Origin of the sequence: Paenibacillus sp., assembly GCF_031177825.1 — a bacterium.
Classification (GTDB): domain Bacteria; phylum Bacillota; class Bacilli; order Paenibacillales; family YIM-B00363; genus Paenibacillus_AE.
The window spans coordinates 1-14,260 of sequence record NZ_JAPSKE010000003.1; the positions used below are offsets into that span (position 1 = coordinate 1).

Annotated in this window: 17 protein-coding genes; 8 read left to right on the forward strand and 9 right to left on the reverse strand. The window is 62.9% G+C overall.

Translation table 11 applies throughout. The features are described 5' to 3' along the window. Positions 1–68: 68 nt before the first annotated feature. The 4 genes from RIN49_RS04215 to RIN49_RS04230 form a co-directional block, all read right to left on the reverse strand. Positions 69–293, reverse strand: a complete 225-nt coding sequence (locus tag RIN49_RS04215) for an alpha/beta-type small acid-soluble spore protein (RefSeq protein ID WP_138197163.1) — start codon at positions 291–293, stop codon at positions 69–71. 104 nt (positions 294–397) lie between these two features. Further along, the gene (locus RIN49_RS04220; protein ID WP_309118918.1) at positions 398–598 is read right to left on the reverse strand and encodes an aspartyl-phosphate phosphatase Spo0E family protein; all 201 of its coding nucleotides are present in this window, start codon (positions 596–598) and stop codon (positions 398–400) included. A 108-nt stretch (positions 599–706) separates the two neighbouring features. After that, the gene (locus RIN49_RS04225) at positions 707–1,705 is read right to left on the reverse strand and encodes a DUF3231 family protein (protein ID WP_309118919.1); all 999 of its coding nucleotides are present in this window, start codon (positions 1,703–1,705) and stop codon (positions 707–709) included. Positions 1,706–1,816: 111 nt separating this feature from the next. Then, the gene (locus RIN49_RS04230; RefSeq protein WP_309118920.1) at positions 1,817–2,467 is read right to left on the reverse strand and encodes an HAD family hydrolase; all 651 of its coding nucleotides are present in this window, start codon (positions 2,465–2,467) and stop codon (positions 1,817–1,819) included. Positions 2,468–2,603: 136 nt separating this feature from the next. On the opposite strand from RIN49_RS04230, the gene RIN49_RS04235 reads away from it, so the two are divergent. Continuing rightward, the gene (locus tag RIN49_RS04235) at positions 2,604–2,759 is read left to right on the forward strand and encodes a hypothetical protein (RefSeq protein ID WP_309118921.1); all 156 of its coding nucleotides are present in this window, start codon (positions 2,604–2,606) and stop codon (positions 2,757–2,759) included. A gap of 15 nt (positions 2,760–2,774) precedes the next feature. After that, a complete protein-coding gene (locus RIN49_RS04240) occupies positions 2,775–3,452 on the forward strand; it encodes a uracil-DNA glycosylase (protein WP_309118922.1) in 678 nt (225 codons plus the stop codon). Positions 3,453–3,512: 60 nt separating this feature from the next. Here the strand turns inward: RIN49_RS04240 and RIN49_RS04245 are convergent, their stop codons facing one another. Beyond that, a complete protein-coding gene (locus RIN49_RS04245; RefSeq protein ID WP_309118923.1) occupies positions 3,513–4,073 on the reverse strand; it encodes a CBO0543 family protein in 561 nt (186 codons plus the stop codon). A 109-nt stretch (positions 4,074–4,182) separates the two neighbouring features. On the opposite strand from RIN49_RS04245, the gene RIN49_RS04250 reads away from it, so the two are divergent. The 5 genes from RIN49_RS04250 (at position 4,183) to RIN49_RS04270 (ending at position 8,481) form a co-directional block, all read left to right on the forward strand. After that, a complete protein-coding gene (locus RIN49_RS04250) occupies positions 4,183–5,040 on the forward strand; it encodes a carbon-nitrogen hydrolase family protein (RefSeq protein ID WP_309118924.1) in 858 nt (285 codons plus the stop codon). 10 nt (positions 5,041–5,050) lie between these two features. Continuing rightward, positions 5,051–5,728 carry a GNAT family N-acetyltransferase gene (locus RIN49_RS04255; protein ID WP_309118925.1) on the forward strand — a complete coding sequence of 226 codons (678 nt, stop codon included), beginning with the start codon at positions 5,051–5,053 and terminating at the stop codon, positions 5,726–5,728. Positions 5,729–5,743: 15 nt separating this feature from the next. After that, positions 5,744–6,415 (forward strand): GNAT family N-acetyltransferase, encoded by a 672-nt coding sequence (locus tag RIN49_RS04260; RefSeq protein ID WP_309118926.1) that lies wholly within the window; start codon positions 5,744–5,746, stop codon positions 6,413–6,415. Between the two features lie 96 nt (positions 6,416–6,511). Then, positions 6,512–7,285 carry a sporulation protein gene (locus tag RIN49_RS04265; RefSeq protein ID WP_309118927.1) on the forward strand — a complete coding sequence of 258 codons (774 nt, stop codon included), beginning with the start codon at positions 6,512–6,514 and terminating at the stop codon, positions 7,283–7,285. A 155-nt stretch (positions 7,286–7,440) separates the two neighbouring features. Then, positions 7,441–8,481 (forward strand): FUSC family protein, encoded by a 1,041-nt coding sequence (locus RIN49_RS04270; protein ID WP_309118928.1) that lies wholly within the window; start codon positions 7,441–7,443, stop codon positions 8,479–8,481. A 71-nt stretch (positions 8,482–8,552) separates the two neighbouring features. Here the strand turns inward: RIN49_RS04270 and RIN49_RS04275 are convergent, their stop codons facing one another. The 4 genes from RIN49_RS04275 to RIN49_RS04290 form a co-directional block, all read right to left on the reverse strand. Then, positions 8,553–8,858, reverse strand: coding sequence for a hypothetical protein (locus RIN49_RS04275; protein ID WP_309118929.1), 306 nt, complete (start codon positions 8,856–8,858; stop codon positions 8,553–8,555). 71 nt (positions 8,859–8,929) lie between these two features. Beyond that, positions 8,930–9,766: a MerR family transcriptional regulator gene (locus RIN49_RS04280; protein WP_309118930.1), complete on the reverse strand. Its 837-nt coding sequence runs from the start codon at positions 9,764–9,766 to the stop codon at positions 8,930–8,932. A gap of 103 nt (positions 9,767–9,869) precedes the next feature. Further along, the gene (locus RIN49_RS04285) at positions 9,870–11,663 is read right to left on the reverse strand and encodes a vWA domain-containing protein (RefSeq protein WP_309118931.1); all 1,794 of its coding nucleotides are present in this window, start codon (positions 11,661–11,663) and stop codon (positions 9,870–9,872) included. Next, the gene (locus RIN49_RS04290; RefSeq protein ID WP_309118932.1) at positions 11,660–12,952 is read right to left on the reverse strand and encodes an AAA family ATPase; all 1,293 of its coding nucleotides are present in this window, start codon (positions 12,950–12,952) and stop codon (positions 11,660–11,662) included. Before RIN49_RS04290 ends, RIN49_RS04285 begins: the two co-directional genes overlap by 4 nt. Before the next feature lie 176 nt (positions 12,953–13,128). Here RIN49_RS04290 and RIN49_RS04295 point away from each other — a divergent pair, with 176 nt between their 5' ends. Next, the gene (locus RIN49_RS04295; RefSeq protein ID WP_309118933.1) at positions 13,129–14,235 is read left to right on the forward strand and encodes a diguanylate cyclase; all 1,107 of its coding nucleotides are present in this window, start codon (positions 13,129–13,131) and stop codon (positions 14,233–14,235) included. The last annotated feature ends 25 nt before the right edge of the window (positions 14,236–14,260 follow it).

Below are 14,260 nucleotides of genomic sequence, written 5' to 3' on the forward strand. Positions count from 1 at the left end.
AACAACGAAGAATCCCCCGACGGCCGCACGGCCGAGACGGGGGATTCGCTTACGTTTCCGGAGGCTAGTTAGAAGCGTGCGCCGCGCGCGAGCGACTCTTCGGCGATCTGCACCATGCGGCGTACCATATGTCCGCCGATCGCGCCCGTGTCGCGCGTCGCCATGTAACCGTAGTAACCATCTTGCGGGATTTGTACGCCAAGCTCTTGCGCCACCTCGTACTTGAGCTGGTCGAGCGCTTGGTTCGCTTGAGGAACGACCAAGTTGTTGGAACTTTGAGAACCTTTACCCATGAGATGTCACCTCCTTGTGGATGTAAGGATATCATTAGCAGGGCGAAGGATCTTTATGCAGGAAAACAAGAAAATCCCCCAACCCGGCCGGGAGGGGGAGACGGTTAGGAAACGTAACTGGCGCGTTCGGCGACGGCCAGGCTCGACGGGCGCGAGCGCGACTTCATCGCTTGCACGATGAGCTGGTCCAGCTCGCGGGAGACGCGAATGACTTCGGGGTGAAGAAGGTCGTTGCTATGCTTCTCGGCGGTCGTAATCATAATGAAACGCATAGTTTCGATCTTGCGTTGTAATGAGTTCATCATGAAATCCCTCCCCGTAGCGACAGCTAAACATGAGAATATTTTACATCGCTTATCGTTTCGAGGGAAGGCGGATTGGCGCGCGCGAATCGTTCGCCCCTTGACTTTACATCAATGCGACACAAGCGCCTCCCGATCGGCCGCTTGAGGCGGCTGCTCGAGCCACCCGGCGTCGATCATGATCCTCGCGCCGTCTTCGGCGTATTTGCCGACCTCGAGCGCAAGCCGTCCGTACATCGCCGCCAAGTCGTGTCTCGGACTGACCGCCATCGAGTTGGCGTAGGAGCGGATGCGCATCGAGAACATGTCGAGCTTATGGAACATCATCAGCTTGTCCGAGAACGGCGAAATCGTCGAATCGGTCACCAGATGATTCAGGATCGGCGGCGACGGCAGATGCTCCTTAGATAAGATCTCGCTGAATATTTTAAAATGCTTGCCCGCGATTTCCCCGCCTCGGATGAAATAATCCCGAGCCTCCGGCGTTTGGGCCACTTGGGAGAACCCGACCAATACGGTTCGGCTCGTTGCGTTATTTTCCAAATTGTCGTGCAGGTGCGCGATTTCGAGCGCGTGCAGCGGGCGGATGGGCCCGATGAACCCGCTGAGGTAGCTCTGCTTTCTGGCGTAATCGGTCCGCGTCGGAACCGGAATGAGCGGCGGCCGAACGAGGAAGCTCTTGGCCTCGAGCAATCCGTTGATTTCGGTCATCAAATTCACGGTGGAGTTCAGAACGTGCGTGAAGAACTCGCGCATGTCCGGTCTTGTGACCAGCGGAACGGCGATGCCGTAGATGCTGAGGCCCGCCTTCCCGACGTATTTCAAGTAATGCAAATAAAACTCGTCCCCGAACAACCGAGGCGCGTCGACGTTTACGTCTTGGTCCGCGAAGCCGAAAGGCACGGGATGGTTGTCCGCCTTCAAAATTTCGGCGCATCGACTGGAGAACTCTTCGCTTAAATCGTAAGACTTTTGTAAGATCTCCTTAATATCCTCGTCGACGACATGCTTCAAGTAATAGCGTAATACGCATACCGCCATGCTGTTTCCCATATACGTGGCCCACAGCTTGCCCATCTCGGCCGATGTGAGCGGCTCTTTAGTATTCAATGGAAATCCCCGATTCGTAGAAGATTTTCATATAGCATTTTCCAACGTCGGGCGATTTATGCATGGGAAAAGTCGGGAGGCCGACGCCGCGGGCGAATCGGCCGCCGGAAGTTATTCGAACCGAGCCAGCAGCTCGCCGAGCGGCAACTCTTCGAACGAGGCGAGACGGAAGTCGTACCGTTCGAACCGAAGCGCCTCCGTCATCGGATTCGGCACGACGACGCACCGGACGCCGGCCGCGACGGCCGATCTCGCGCCGTTCGCGGAATCCTCGAACGCGACCGCGCGGCGGGGCTCGACCTTGAGCCGCTCCGCCGCAAGGCGGTACAACGCCGGGTCCGGCTTCACCTTCTCGACGTCGTCGGACGTGCATAACGTCTCGAAATATCCGCGAAGTCCGTGAACATCGAGGAACGGCTCGATCCAGCTGAGCGGACTGCTGGTGGCGAGGCCGATCCGGAGGCCGAGCCGTTTCGCTTCCTCCAAATACGCGACGACCCCTTCCCGCGGCCGAAGCGCCGACGTCTTCGACTGATGCAGCGCATGCGCCGCCGTCTTCACGGCTTGATACTTCTCCTCGGTTCCGAGGCGTTCCCGCATATACCGGAACATTCCGTCGTCGTACGTGCCGATGCCTTCGGCGAATACCGCGAGCGGCAGCTCGACGTCATGGTCTTGCAGCGCGTCGCGATAGCTTTCGTACCATACCGACTCGGTGTCGAGAATCGTTCCGTCGAAATCGAAAATGACCGCTTGAATCAAGGCGTTCTCTCCTTTAAAGGGGGAATCCCCTCTTTTTCTCTTTCCCTGAATTGGTTAGGATGGTAAAGTATACACACACTTGTTCATAAGGGCATTTTATCATACAAGAGAGTACGTCGTAAGGAAGGTGAGAACCGTGTCGTTATCGAGAGCGGAGATGCGGCGCCGCATACGGGACAACCGGATGAAGTGGGCGAAGCGTACGTTCTGGTTCGTGGCGACCGTCGCCGCGGCGAGCTTGTTGGGAGCTTGGCTGTGGGAGTGGACCGGGACGCCCGCGTATTTGGAATAGGGGGTTGGTAAGCGTATGGCGATCGTGCTGCGGAACGATTGGCAGGAGCAGGTCGGCGATCAATTCGAACGGCCTTATTACATACAGCTGCGCGAATTTCTGAAGGCGGAGTACCGGACGCGGAAGGTGTATCCGGAGGCGGAACATATTTTCAACGCGCTGCATCATACCGCGTACGCGGACGTCAAAGCGGTCGTTCTCGGCCAGGACCCGTATCACGGACCGGGACAAGCCCACGGACTCAGCTTCTCCGTGAAACCGGGGGTACCGCCGCCTCCGTCGCTGCAAAACATATTTAAGGAGCTGCGAGACGATCTCGGCGCGCCGATCCCGAATCACGGCTCCTTGGCGTCATGGGCGGGTCAAGGCGTGCTGCTGCTCAACGCGGTGCTGACGGTACGGGACGGCGAACCGAATTCGCACAAGGGCCGCGGGTGGGAGACGTTCACGGACGCGGTCGTCGAACGGCTGAACGCGCGCGAGCGGCCGATCGCCTTCGTCTTATGGGGCAGCCACGCCCAAGCGAAGGGAGCGCGAATCGACGCCGGACGCCATCTCGTTCTGCGCTCGCCGCATCCGAGCCCGCTGTCGGCGCATCGCGGCTTCTTCGGGAGCAAGCCGTTCTCCCGCATCAACGCGTGGCTGACCGCGCAAGGGGAAGCTCCGGTCGACTGGGCGATCCCGAATCGTTGATCGTGCGCCTTAAACGCTCCGTTCCATGGATGTCGGCGGGACGGGGGGGCTTTTGCTTTTTCACACGGCGCTGTTTCGCGTCTGTACGCGCTCGGCGGCGTCGGCCATCCACTTGACGAACAGGCCGATCGCGACATAGATCGGGAACGAGTACACGTGTCGCCACAAATAGGTTTCGTACACGCCCGCGGCGATCGCGAACGGTTCGAGCACGAAGGCGTACAGTACGGCAAGCGCGACGCAGGCGACGAAGAACGGCTTCCATTCGCGATACCATTGGTAGGTCAGCATATACCCGACCGGCATGACGAGGTCCGCTTGCAGCAGCCTCTCTCCCCAAGGGATCCCCATGCGGGGGTAATCCCACAGGACAAGGTCGCCGCCGACGCCGTCGGCCGCCGTCGCGACGCCGAAGACGAACCAACCGACGAGCAGAATCGGCACCAATCTACTGCGGTCGATAAGAAACCATAAGAGCGTGTATGAGACGACCAACGCCGCCAGCATCAGCCACCATTGGTAGGAGTGTACGACCTCGTTGAAGAAGTAGGTCTCTCTGGCGTCCGTCAACTGCCGCTGCAGTTCCTGGGACTGCCGATAAATACGTTCGAGCGCGTCCATCAGGTCCCTCCTCGGGTCGTATCGATATTGTTAAACCTAGGATGCGCCGTCGGGTGTTTCCTTACTCGAACTTTGGTACAATGATCGGGAAGAAGCGGAGGTGCCGGAGATGAAAATGAGAGTGTCCAGCGTGCAGTACCACCTGCACACGATTGCGAGTTTCGACGAATTCCGGGCGCAGGTCGAGCATTACGTAAAGACCGCGCAGGAGTTCGGAACGGAATTTTTATTGTTTCCCGAGTTTTTCACGACGCAGCTGCTGTCGATCCCGAACGCGGCGGGAACCGCGAACGGCATCGAGACGCTGCCCGGCTATACGGGGGCGTATCGCGAGCTGTTCGTTCGCCTCGCCCGCGAGACGGGCATGTACATCGTCGCGGGGACGCATGTGTTGGAGCGGGACGGGTTTCTGTATAATACCGCGCATCTGTTTTCCCCGGACGGCTCGATCGGGGAGCAGCCGAAGCTGCATATCACCCCGACCGAGGTGACGGAATGGAACGTGCGCGGCGGCGATTCGTTCCAGGTGTTTCAGACGCCGAAGGGCACGATCGCCGTGTTGACGTGTTACGACATCGAGTTTCCGGAGATCGTTCGGATGGCGAAGGCGCGCGGCGCCGACGTGATTTTCTGTCCGTCGTGCACGGACGACCGGCACGGCTTCCACCGCGTTCGGTATACGAGCCATGCGCGGGCGGTGGAAAATCAAGTGTACGTCGTGACGGCCGGCACGGTCGGCAGTCTGCCGACCGTCGACTTCATGCGGCTGAACTACGGCCAGTCGGCGATCCTCTCGCCGAACGACATTCCGTTCCCGCCGGCGGGCGTTCTCGCCGAGGGCGTCGTGAACGACGACATGATCGTGACGGCGGATCTCGATTTGTCGCTGCTCTACGAGGTGCGCGAACGCGGCAGCGTCACGACGTGGCGCGATCGCCGCACCGACCTGTATACCGACTGGGAGTGAGGCGGAGCGGATGACGGGGTATCGCAGCGAATATTACGCGTTCGACCGGGAGGGGCGGCCGACGAAGGCGATCGTTCGGAATTACGGGGCCGAAGACTTCGCGGCGCTGATCGACATTCAGCGGGAATGCTTCCCGCCGCCGTTCCCGTCCGAGCTGTGGTGGACGGAGGAACAGCTTGCCTCGCACACGCGGCTGTTCCCGGAAGGGGCGATCTGCGTCGAGGCGGACGGCAAGCTCGTCGGTTCGATGACGGCGCTGATCGTTCGGTACGACCCGTCTGCGCCGTCGCACACCTGGGCGGAGACGACGGGGAACGGGTTTATTACGCCGCACGATCCCGCGGGAGACACGCTGTACGTCGTCGACGTCAGCGTTCGCCCGGCGTATCGGGCGTACGGCTTCGGCAAGGCGATGGCGCACGCGATGTACCACCTGGTCGTGGAGAAGCGGCTCGCCCGGCTGCTGGGCGGGGGGCGCATGTCCGGATATCATCGGTACGCGGATAAGATGTCGGCCGAAGGTTATGCCGAAGCGGTCGTAGCCGGGCGGCTGAAGGACCCGGTCATCACGTTCCTGCTGCGGTGCGGCCGGACGCCCGTGCGCGTCGCGCCGAACTACCTCGACGACGAGGAATCGCGCGATTACGCGCTGCTGATGGAATGGAAAAATCCTTTTATACAGTCATAAGGAGTGAATCGGCCGATGGAATACATAAGAATCGAAAGTATCGAGGATCCGTTGTTCGCGAAGATGCACGCATTGATGGGAACCATTTTCCCGCCCGAAGAAGTGTTGGAGTTCTCCTTGTGGGAGGAGCCGTTGAAGGACCAGGGCCTCCGCGTCTACGTCGCCGTGCACGAGGACGAAGTCGTCGGCGCGACGGAATACCGGTATTACCCGGACATGCGCGTCGCGATGACCGACTTCACGATCATCGGCCGCGAGGGGCTCGGGATCGGGCCGTTCCTCGTGAAGCATCGCGCAGCGGACCTCGCGTCATGGGTGGCGCGGACGGAAGGGCCGATGCTCGGTATGTTCGCTGAAATCTACAACCCATACGCGGTGGAGGACCTCGGGTTCGGCGGCGTGAAGCCGATGAATCCGTACGTGCGGCGCGAGGTGCTCTCGCATCTCGGCTACCGCCGCTTGGACATGGACTACGTGCATCCTTCCTGGCAGGGCGACGGAGAGGCGGTCGGCGGCCTCAATCTCGGCTTCCTGGCGGCGGACGAGTCGACGGAGAGCGTGCCGGGCGCGCTCGTCGGGCGGTTCCTGCGCACGTACTACGACATCTTGAACCCGAAGCCGGCCGCGTGGACGGCGATGGTGGAGGCGGTCGAACGCCGCGATCAGGTGGGCTTGCTGCCGCTGTAGATCGACGCGAAAGTCGGAAACCTTTCCGGGAATCGTGCGTACTATTTGTAGATTGACCCTGAATCTTGATTCCGTACATAGGAGAGGATGGTTGGGATGTCGTTTTTCAATCGAATGATGGCGAGCATCGGCATCGGTTCGGCGCAAGTGGATACGCTCTTGGAGAAGCAGCGCTACGAGCCGGGCGAGACGCTGCGGGGCGTCGTGAAGGTCAAGGGCGGCAACGTAGAGCAACAAGTAGACACCATATACATCTCTGTGATGACGCAATACGTGAAGGAAGTCGACGACCGGAAGGTGTATCAGAGCGCGGAAATTTCGAAGATGCGCGTAGCCGAGCCGTTCCGTCTGCAGCCGGGCGAGGCGAAGGAGATTCCGTTCGCGTTCGCGCTGCCGCTTTCGACGCCGCTCACGGTCGGACGTACGCCGGTGTGGCTGAAGACCGGGCTCGACATTAAGTCCGCCGTCGATCCGACGGACGACGACAAGATCGAAGTCGTGCCGAACGCCGGCATGCGCGCGGTGCTCGACGGCATCAGCGAGCTCGGCTTCCGGCTCCGGAACGCGGATTGCGAATACGCGCCGCGCTTCGGCTACGGTTCCTTCGTGCAGGAGCTCGAATTCGTGCCGGTATCCGGATCGTACCGCGGTCGCCTTGACGAGCTGGAAGTCATCTTGTCGCCGCAAGCGTCGTCGATCGACTTGTTCCTGCAGGTCGACCGTCGCGCGCGCGGCCTCGGCGGCTTGTTCGCCGAAGCGATGGACATGGACGAGACGAACGTCCGCTGCTCCATCGACGCCGGCACGCTGTCGCGCGGTCCGAGCGCCGTCGCCGCGGCGATCGACTCGGTCATCCGCCGGTACGCGTAATCTTCGCCGTACGGCGCGCCCCTTCCCCGACATGGTCGGGGGAGGGGCTTTTTCGATTTTTGCGGGCGGCGAGCGAGTCCCGGGAAACGGCGCATCTTTGCGTCGGCTCGTCCATATCATGTAAGATGTGAGAGGAACGAGGAGGGAACGACATCATGAACGTTACGATCGGCGCGCGGGTCGTGAAGACCGGCATCGCCGTCGCGCTGGCGCTATACATAACGCAACAACTGGGACTCAAGGGCGTCACGATCGCCGGCGTCGCGGCCATCTTCGCGATACAGCCGTCCGTGTACAAGTCGTGGCAGCACATGCTCGAGCAAGTGCAGACGAATACGCTCGGCGCCATTCTCGCGCTCGGCGTCAGCCTCGTCATGCCGGTGAACGAGGTCGTCGTCGGGCTGACGTGCATCGCCGTCATCCTCATTACGCTGGCGCTTCGCATGGAATCGACCGTCGCGCTGACGCTCGTGACGACGATCGTCGTGCTCGAGGCGGGCGGGGAGTGGATGTATGCGCTCGAGCGGTTTTCCACGATTCTGATCGGCATCGCGTCCGCGTTCCTCGTCAACGCGGTCGTCCTGCCGCCGAATCATCGGAAGCAGTTCCTCGACGGCTACCGCGACGCGCTCGGCACGATGTCGCTGCTGCTGCGCACGGCCGTGTCCGACGAGCTGAAGGAAGGCGAAGCGAAGTCGCAGCGCGACCGACTGAACGATACGGTCCGGAAAATCTCGGAGCGGTACGGCATGCTGGAGGAGGAATGGCGGAAGTGGAAGAGGTTCCGTCCGCAACCGGGGCGCCATCTCGTCGTCCAGAAGCAGATGGTGCGGGCGATGACGGTCGGCTTGCTCGTGCTGGACGCGGTCCAGGTCCACTACTTCCCGCAGCGGAAGGACGATTCGGCGGACCGGGCGTTCGACGACGCGCTCGAAGAGCTGATCCGGTACCACGAGTACGCGCTGCTGAAGTACGAGGGGAAGATGAAGCCCGGCGAACAGCTGTACGACAAGGTCGGGGAGCTCACCGAACGGCTGCTCCGGGACGCGATCGAGCGCGTGGGCGGCGAGCCGAAGAGCAGCGTCTCCCTCGTCGTCGTCGCGTCCGCGATCTACGAGTACGGCCGGCAGCTCAGGCGGCTCGATAAGATGGTCGGGCATGTGCAAGGCGGGGAAGAAGCCGCGTCGGCCGAATAACGAAAGAGAGCCCGAACCGGGCGCCTGAAGAAGGGGCGCCGGTTCGGGCTCTCTTTCCCTACAGGAGAAACTTACCGGTTGCCGCGATGCAGCCGATGCTGCAGCGCCTGCACGTGCTTGCGCTCCGCCTTCTCCTCGTTCGCGGCGGACACCGGAACGTGGGCCTCCGCCGCGGCGGTACGGTCGCCGTGGACGTCCTCCGGCCATTCCGCGTAGGACAAGGCCGTCATTTCGTATTCCACCGAGCCGAGCTGCGGATCCATCGGGAACGTTTCGCCGGCCTTCAGCTCGACCTCGTAGCCGTACTCGCTCTTATAGACGGCGTTCGTCTCGACGCGGTCGCCGGACATCGGGTGCATATGCTTTTGATTTGCCAAGAACAAGTCCTCCTTAACGTCAAGTCAATCGAACGTGTCGGAGTTACTGTTCCCTGCCTCGGCGGTTTTCATTACTCGGCCGGCTCGAGGATCGGAATGTAGAGATCCAACTCCGACCGTTCGTCCGTCGGGCCGTAAAACCGCTCGTCGTACCGCTCGAAGTCGATGCCTTCCGCGAACTGAAGACCGTTTTCCGCTAACCATGTTTCATGTATCCGCTCATACGTTTCCTGAAGTCCGGCGATCGTCCCCCGGTGCGTAAACACCGCGTACGTCTGCGCGGGGACGAGCTTCGCTTCGAAGCCCTCCGGCACGTCGTCGACCGCGTCGACTTTGACCCCGGCCATATAGCTGAAACGCTCGCCGTCGAAGTCGTAACACAAACCGAAAGAGACGTTCTCCTCGGAGCGATGCGGAATGCTCGCCTCCACCGGCAGCAGCTTCTCCCAGAGCCGTCCGAACTCCATCGAGGCGTCCGCTTGGTGCGCCGCGACCCCTACCGCGTAAAAGGGTTCCATTCTCACGATTTTCGCTTTCACTGCGATTCCTCCCGTTGCGTCCGCTTCCCAGCGACCGAGCTCCCGGTCGATCCGGTTCAGCAGCGTCGTCTGCGCCTCGATGGCCGAGCGGACGCGATCCGCGTGTTCCCGAAGCACGCGGGCGAGCCGGGCGCGGTCCGACAGCGTGCCGCCGGCCGCCAGTTCGCGAATCGTCTCGAGCCCGACATCCAGCTCCCGCAGGAATAAGATGGAGCGCAGCGTAGCGATCTGCCCCGGATTGTAATACCGGTACTGATTGTCCGGATTGATCTCGGCGGGGGAGAACAGCCCGACGGCGTCGTAGTGACGCAGCGTCTTCGTCGTGATGCCGAACAGGCGCGCCATCTGTCCGATCGTCAGCTTCGTCATGCGCGTTCGATTCCTCCTCTTCCATCGACTTGCTCCTTTACCGTACAACATTCCCCCAAGGTCAAGGTCAAGCGATGCCGGGGAAAAAATTTCCTCGCCGGCGTCACGTCACGTCCAGCAGCAGCGCCTCGTTGGCGTCGTCCCGACCGTCCCAAGACGCCGCGAAGCGCACCTTGTGCGACACCCCGAGAATGTCGTACGGGGCGATCTTGTGCTGCCGCGCGGAGCCGACGATCAGCGTATGCAGCCGGAGCGAGACGGAAGCGCCCAGCTCGGCCAACTCGTCCCGGACGGGCTGCGACACGGCGCCGATGCCGTCGGTCACCATGACGAGGTCGGCGTCCGCGAGCCCGCGCGCCTCGCGCACGAGCCGCATGCCGCGCCGGAGCGGGGCGTCGAAGTGCGTGCCGCCGCCGAACGCGAGCTGCGACAGCCGGTAGAACGCCGTCCAATCGGGCTGCTTATAGCGCAGATGCCGTTCGATCAGCTCGCCCTTCGCGCCGAACAGCAGCAGTACGAAGTCGCGCGATTCCGACAGCGTCAGGGCGGCGAACGTCATGACGAAAATTTGCGCGAGCCGCTGCTTCGCCCCGCGCATCGAATGGGAGGAATCGAGCAGGCAGATGACGGGCCCCTTTCCGGCGTCTTGCGACGGGGAGCGGGCGCTATACGTCATCAGCTTGCCGTCGAGCCACTTCTGCAGGAAGTAGGCTTCGTAGTCCGGGTCGGCGAGCAGGCTCGCTTCGCTCGGCAGCATATGCGAGAGGTCGCCGGAGAGGCCGAGCTCGTCGTACCGGTCCGGCGCCGCACGCCGCCGCTGCTCGCGCCGTTGGCGGAGGAGCCGTTCCGTATTCCGGCCGACCTCCTGCACCATGGCGACGAGGTCCGGGTGCCGCTTCAGCCGCTCGACCCATTCGAGATAACGCCCGTACGACTGGCGGCGGAGCTTCCCGAGGTCGCTTCCCCAGCGGCGGTTCGCGAACCGCAGGCTCGCCTGAATCAAGTCTTCGAGCGCCTTCGTCTCGCGGTCCTCTTCCTCGAGCGTTCCGCGCAAGGCGCCGTTCAGCCAAGCGCCTAGCTCCCGGTCGAGCGCGTCGAACGTCGCTTTCTCGGCCGCCTCCAGCCGCTCCAGCGCCTTCAGCCGGCCGGCGAGCTCGTCTTCGGCTTTCTCGAGCTTCTTCTTCCACTTGTCGCGGCGGACGAAGTCGGTGCGCATCGACTCCCGCAGCTCGGCGACCTTCGCCCGCAGCTCGGCGATTTCCGCCTCGGCGAGCGGCTTCGCGTCGGCGGCCGACTGGCGCTGCTCGGCTTCGTGCTTGCCGCGCTCGAGCCGGTAGCCGACCTTCTTCAGCCGCTCCATCTGCTCGGCGCTCATCCGCTCGGCGAGCGTCGGCTCGCCCTTCGCAGCTAGCGACCGCTCGCCGTCCTTCTTGCGGCCGGTCGGCGTCGCCTTGTCGCCGAGGTCGAGGCCCGCGCCGCCCGCGCCGCCCGGCGTCTCGCCGGCGCCCGCGAGCTCGCGTTCGGCGAGCGCGGGCATCTCGCGGCGGTCTTTCTTCCGCCGGGCGGCCTCCTCGGCGTATTGGGCCGTCAGCCACAGCACCGCCTTCAAGGCGGTGCGGAAGGCCGCGGGCGCGGCCCCTTCCGTGGGCGGCCGGAGCCGCGCATACAAATACTGCCGCATCAGCGTCTTGATCAGCCACCGGTGGAACGGCGGCGCGTCCGACCCCGCCTCCTCCGACGGCTTAGGCAGGTAGAAGCAATAGAAGACGTCGGCGAACAGCGCGTCGGTCAGCCACGGCGCCCGCGTCCGGGCGACGCGCACGCGCTCCCGCGCGTCCGCGTCGGCGACGAGCTGCAGGTCGAAGACGTACCGGTCGACGTTCGCGTGGCGGATCATAACGTGAAGTCGTAGTCGACGCCGGGCATGTCGGCGTCGAACAAGGAACGGTACAGCTCTAACATGTCGTGGAGCACCCGCTCGCCGCGAATGCGCGCCGTCGCGTATTTCGCGGCGGCCGCCGCCGGATCGGGCAGCAGCGCGTTCAGGCGGCGCAGCTCGTCGGCGCGGCCACGCTCGCGTTCGTGGAACCGCACGAGCGCCCGGCGCAGGTTCTGCCCCTGCGTCTCCAGCTCGTCGCGGCATTCCGCGAGCAGCGACTCCGCCGCCTCGGAACGCGACGACCCGGCGCCGGCTTTCATTTCCTTCTTGAATTGGTGCCCGAACAGCTCCTGCTTCCGCGCCTTCCAACGGTCCAGCGTCGCCGCGAACCGGGCGAGCGGCAGCTCCGCTTCGCTCTCGACCTCGAGCGCTTCGTCGAAGCGCGCCTCGAACCACTCCTGAATGCCGGGCAGCGCCTCCGGCACGTCCCATAGCATATGGGGCGTAAAGACGGCGTCCCAAATCGAGACGGCGTCGCGCCCGTTCAGGGCGGCGGACGTCCGCCAGACGTCGCCGATCTTGCGCCAGCGGCGGTCGGAGACGGACAGGTCGCGCTCCTCCGCTTCCGTCTTCAGCCGGAAGAGAAACAGGACCATCGGCTCCGGCAGGACGACGCGGGCGGCGCGTTCCCGCACGCGTTCGACGTCGGCAATCGACAGCACCGCCGGCACGGGCTCCCGCGGCAGCGTAAACATCCGTTCGTAGCTGGACATGTGCTTTAGAAACCCGACCTCGTACCGGATCAAGAACCGGTCGTACAGCGCCCCGAGCCCCTCCGTCTCCTCGGGCAGCTCGTTGGACGCCGCGAGGAGGCAGAGGAGGGGGGAGGCTTCCTTTTCCCGGCCGTTATAATAAATGCGTTCGTTCAACAGAGACAAAAGCGCGTTCAAAATCGCGCTGCCGGATTTGAAAATTTCGTCGAGGAAGGCGAAGCGCGCCGACGGCAAGTAGCCCTCGGTCTGCCTTACGTACCGGTCCATCTTCAGCTCGCGCAGCGAGACGGGGCCGAACACCTCGTCCGGCGTCGTGAAGCGCGTCAGCAAATATTCGAACCAGCCTTCGCCCCCGAACAGGCCCGAGACCGCTCGCGCCAGCTGCGACTTGGCGGTCCCGGGAGGTCCGACGAGCAGGACGTTCTCCCCGGACATGACGCCCAGCAGGGCGAGCCGGATGAGCTCCTCGCGTTCGAGGAACCGCTCCTCCAGCGCGGCGACGGCGGCTTCCAACCTTGTCTTCATTGATTCCATGTTCACTCGACCCCTCATTCGGCTTGGCTTGGATCGCACACCCTATCATTGTAGCAAACCGGGGCGGGCAATACACATGCGGCCGCTTCGACGGGTACGGCGTTGGGAATGGGTGTGAACATTGCAGGGATTTGGCGATTCGTGTCGAATAAGATGTGTCGGATTTCCCTGACCGGATGCCGGGAGGGAGAGGAGGGGTCGATCTGTTTCACGATTTGATCGGTAACGGCGCGTTGTTGATCGCCATGATCCATATAGGCAGTTTATATTACCGCTACCGCTCCGAAGACAGCCGGGCGCTCGCTTCGGAGCAGGCGCTCCTCGGCATCGCCTGCGGCGCGGCGGGCATCGTGCTGATGTTTTATACGGTCCGCATCTCGGACGCGACGATTCTAGACGCGCGCCACATCGCGATCGTGCTGGCCGCGAGCCAGGGGGGCTTGATCGCTTCGGCGATATGCGGCGTCATGATCGCCTTGTTCCGGCTCGTCTTCTTCGGCGTCAGCACGACGGCGCTGTTGGCCGCGGCCAACGTTATTTTCTGTGCGTTCGCCTGCGGATACATCTCCAAGCTGCGATGGAGCCGGCTGCGGAAATACGTGGCCATGACGGCGGTCGCGGTCGGGGGGACGCTCCTCGTGTTCGGGATCGTGCTCCCCAAGGAGATGTTGTGGTACACGTGGCTGATGTACGTCGGCTTCTCCGCGGGCGGCGGCGTCCTCGTTTATTATTTAATGGAAAACATTATCGTGTCCGACCTGCTGTTCCAACGGTTCAAGCAGCAGTCGACGACGGACTTCCTGACGGGGCTGAACAATGTCCGACGCTTCGACAAAGCGCTGAACGAATGCATGCGGTCGGCCATGCAGCGCGGGGAACGATTGTCGCTGCTCCTGATCGACATCGATTTCTTCAAGTCGATCAACGACACGTACGGCCATAAGGCGGGGGACGACGTCTTGCGGGAGCTCGCCGGGGTGCTGCTGCAGACGTGCCGCTCGGTCGATACGGTATCGCGCAACGGTGGGGAGGAGTTTTCCGTGCTGCTGCCGGACTGCGCGGTCGAACGGGCCGTCGAGGTGGCGGAGCGGATCCGGCAAGCGGTCGAAGGGCATGCGTTCCCGATCGAGGGCGGCCAGTCGCTGCGGATCACGGTGTCGATCGGCGCGGCGACGTTCCCCGACATGCTGACCCGCTCGGACGAGCTGCTGCAGATGGCCGACGACGGGTTGTACCAAGCGAAGCGGTCCGGTCGCAACCGGGTGTGCGTAGCCGCTTCGTAAAAAAGAAAGGCGCATCGACCCTCCT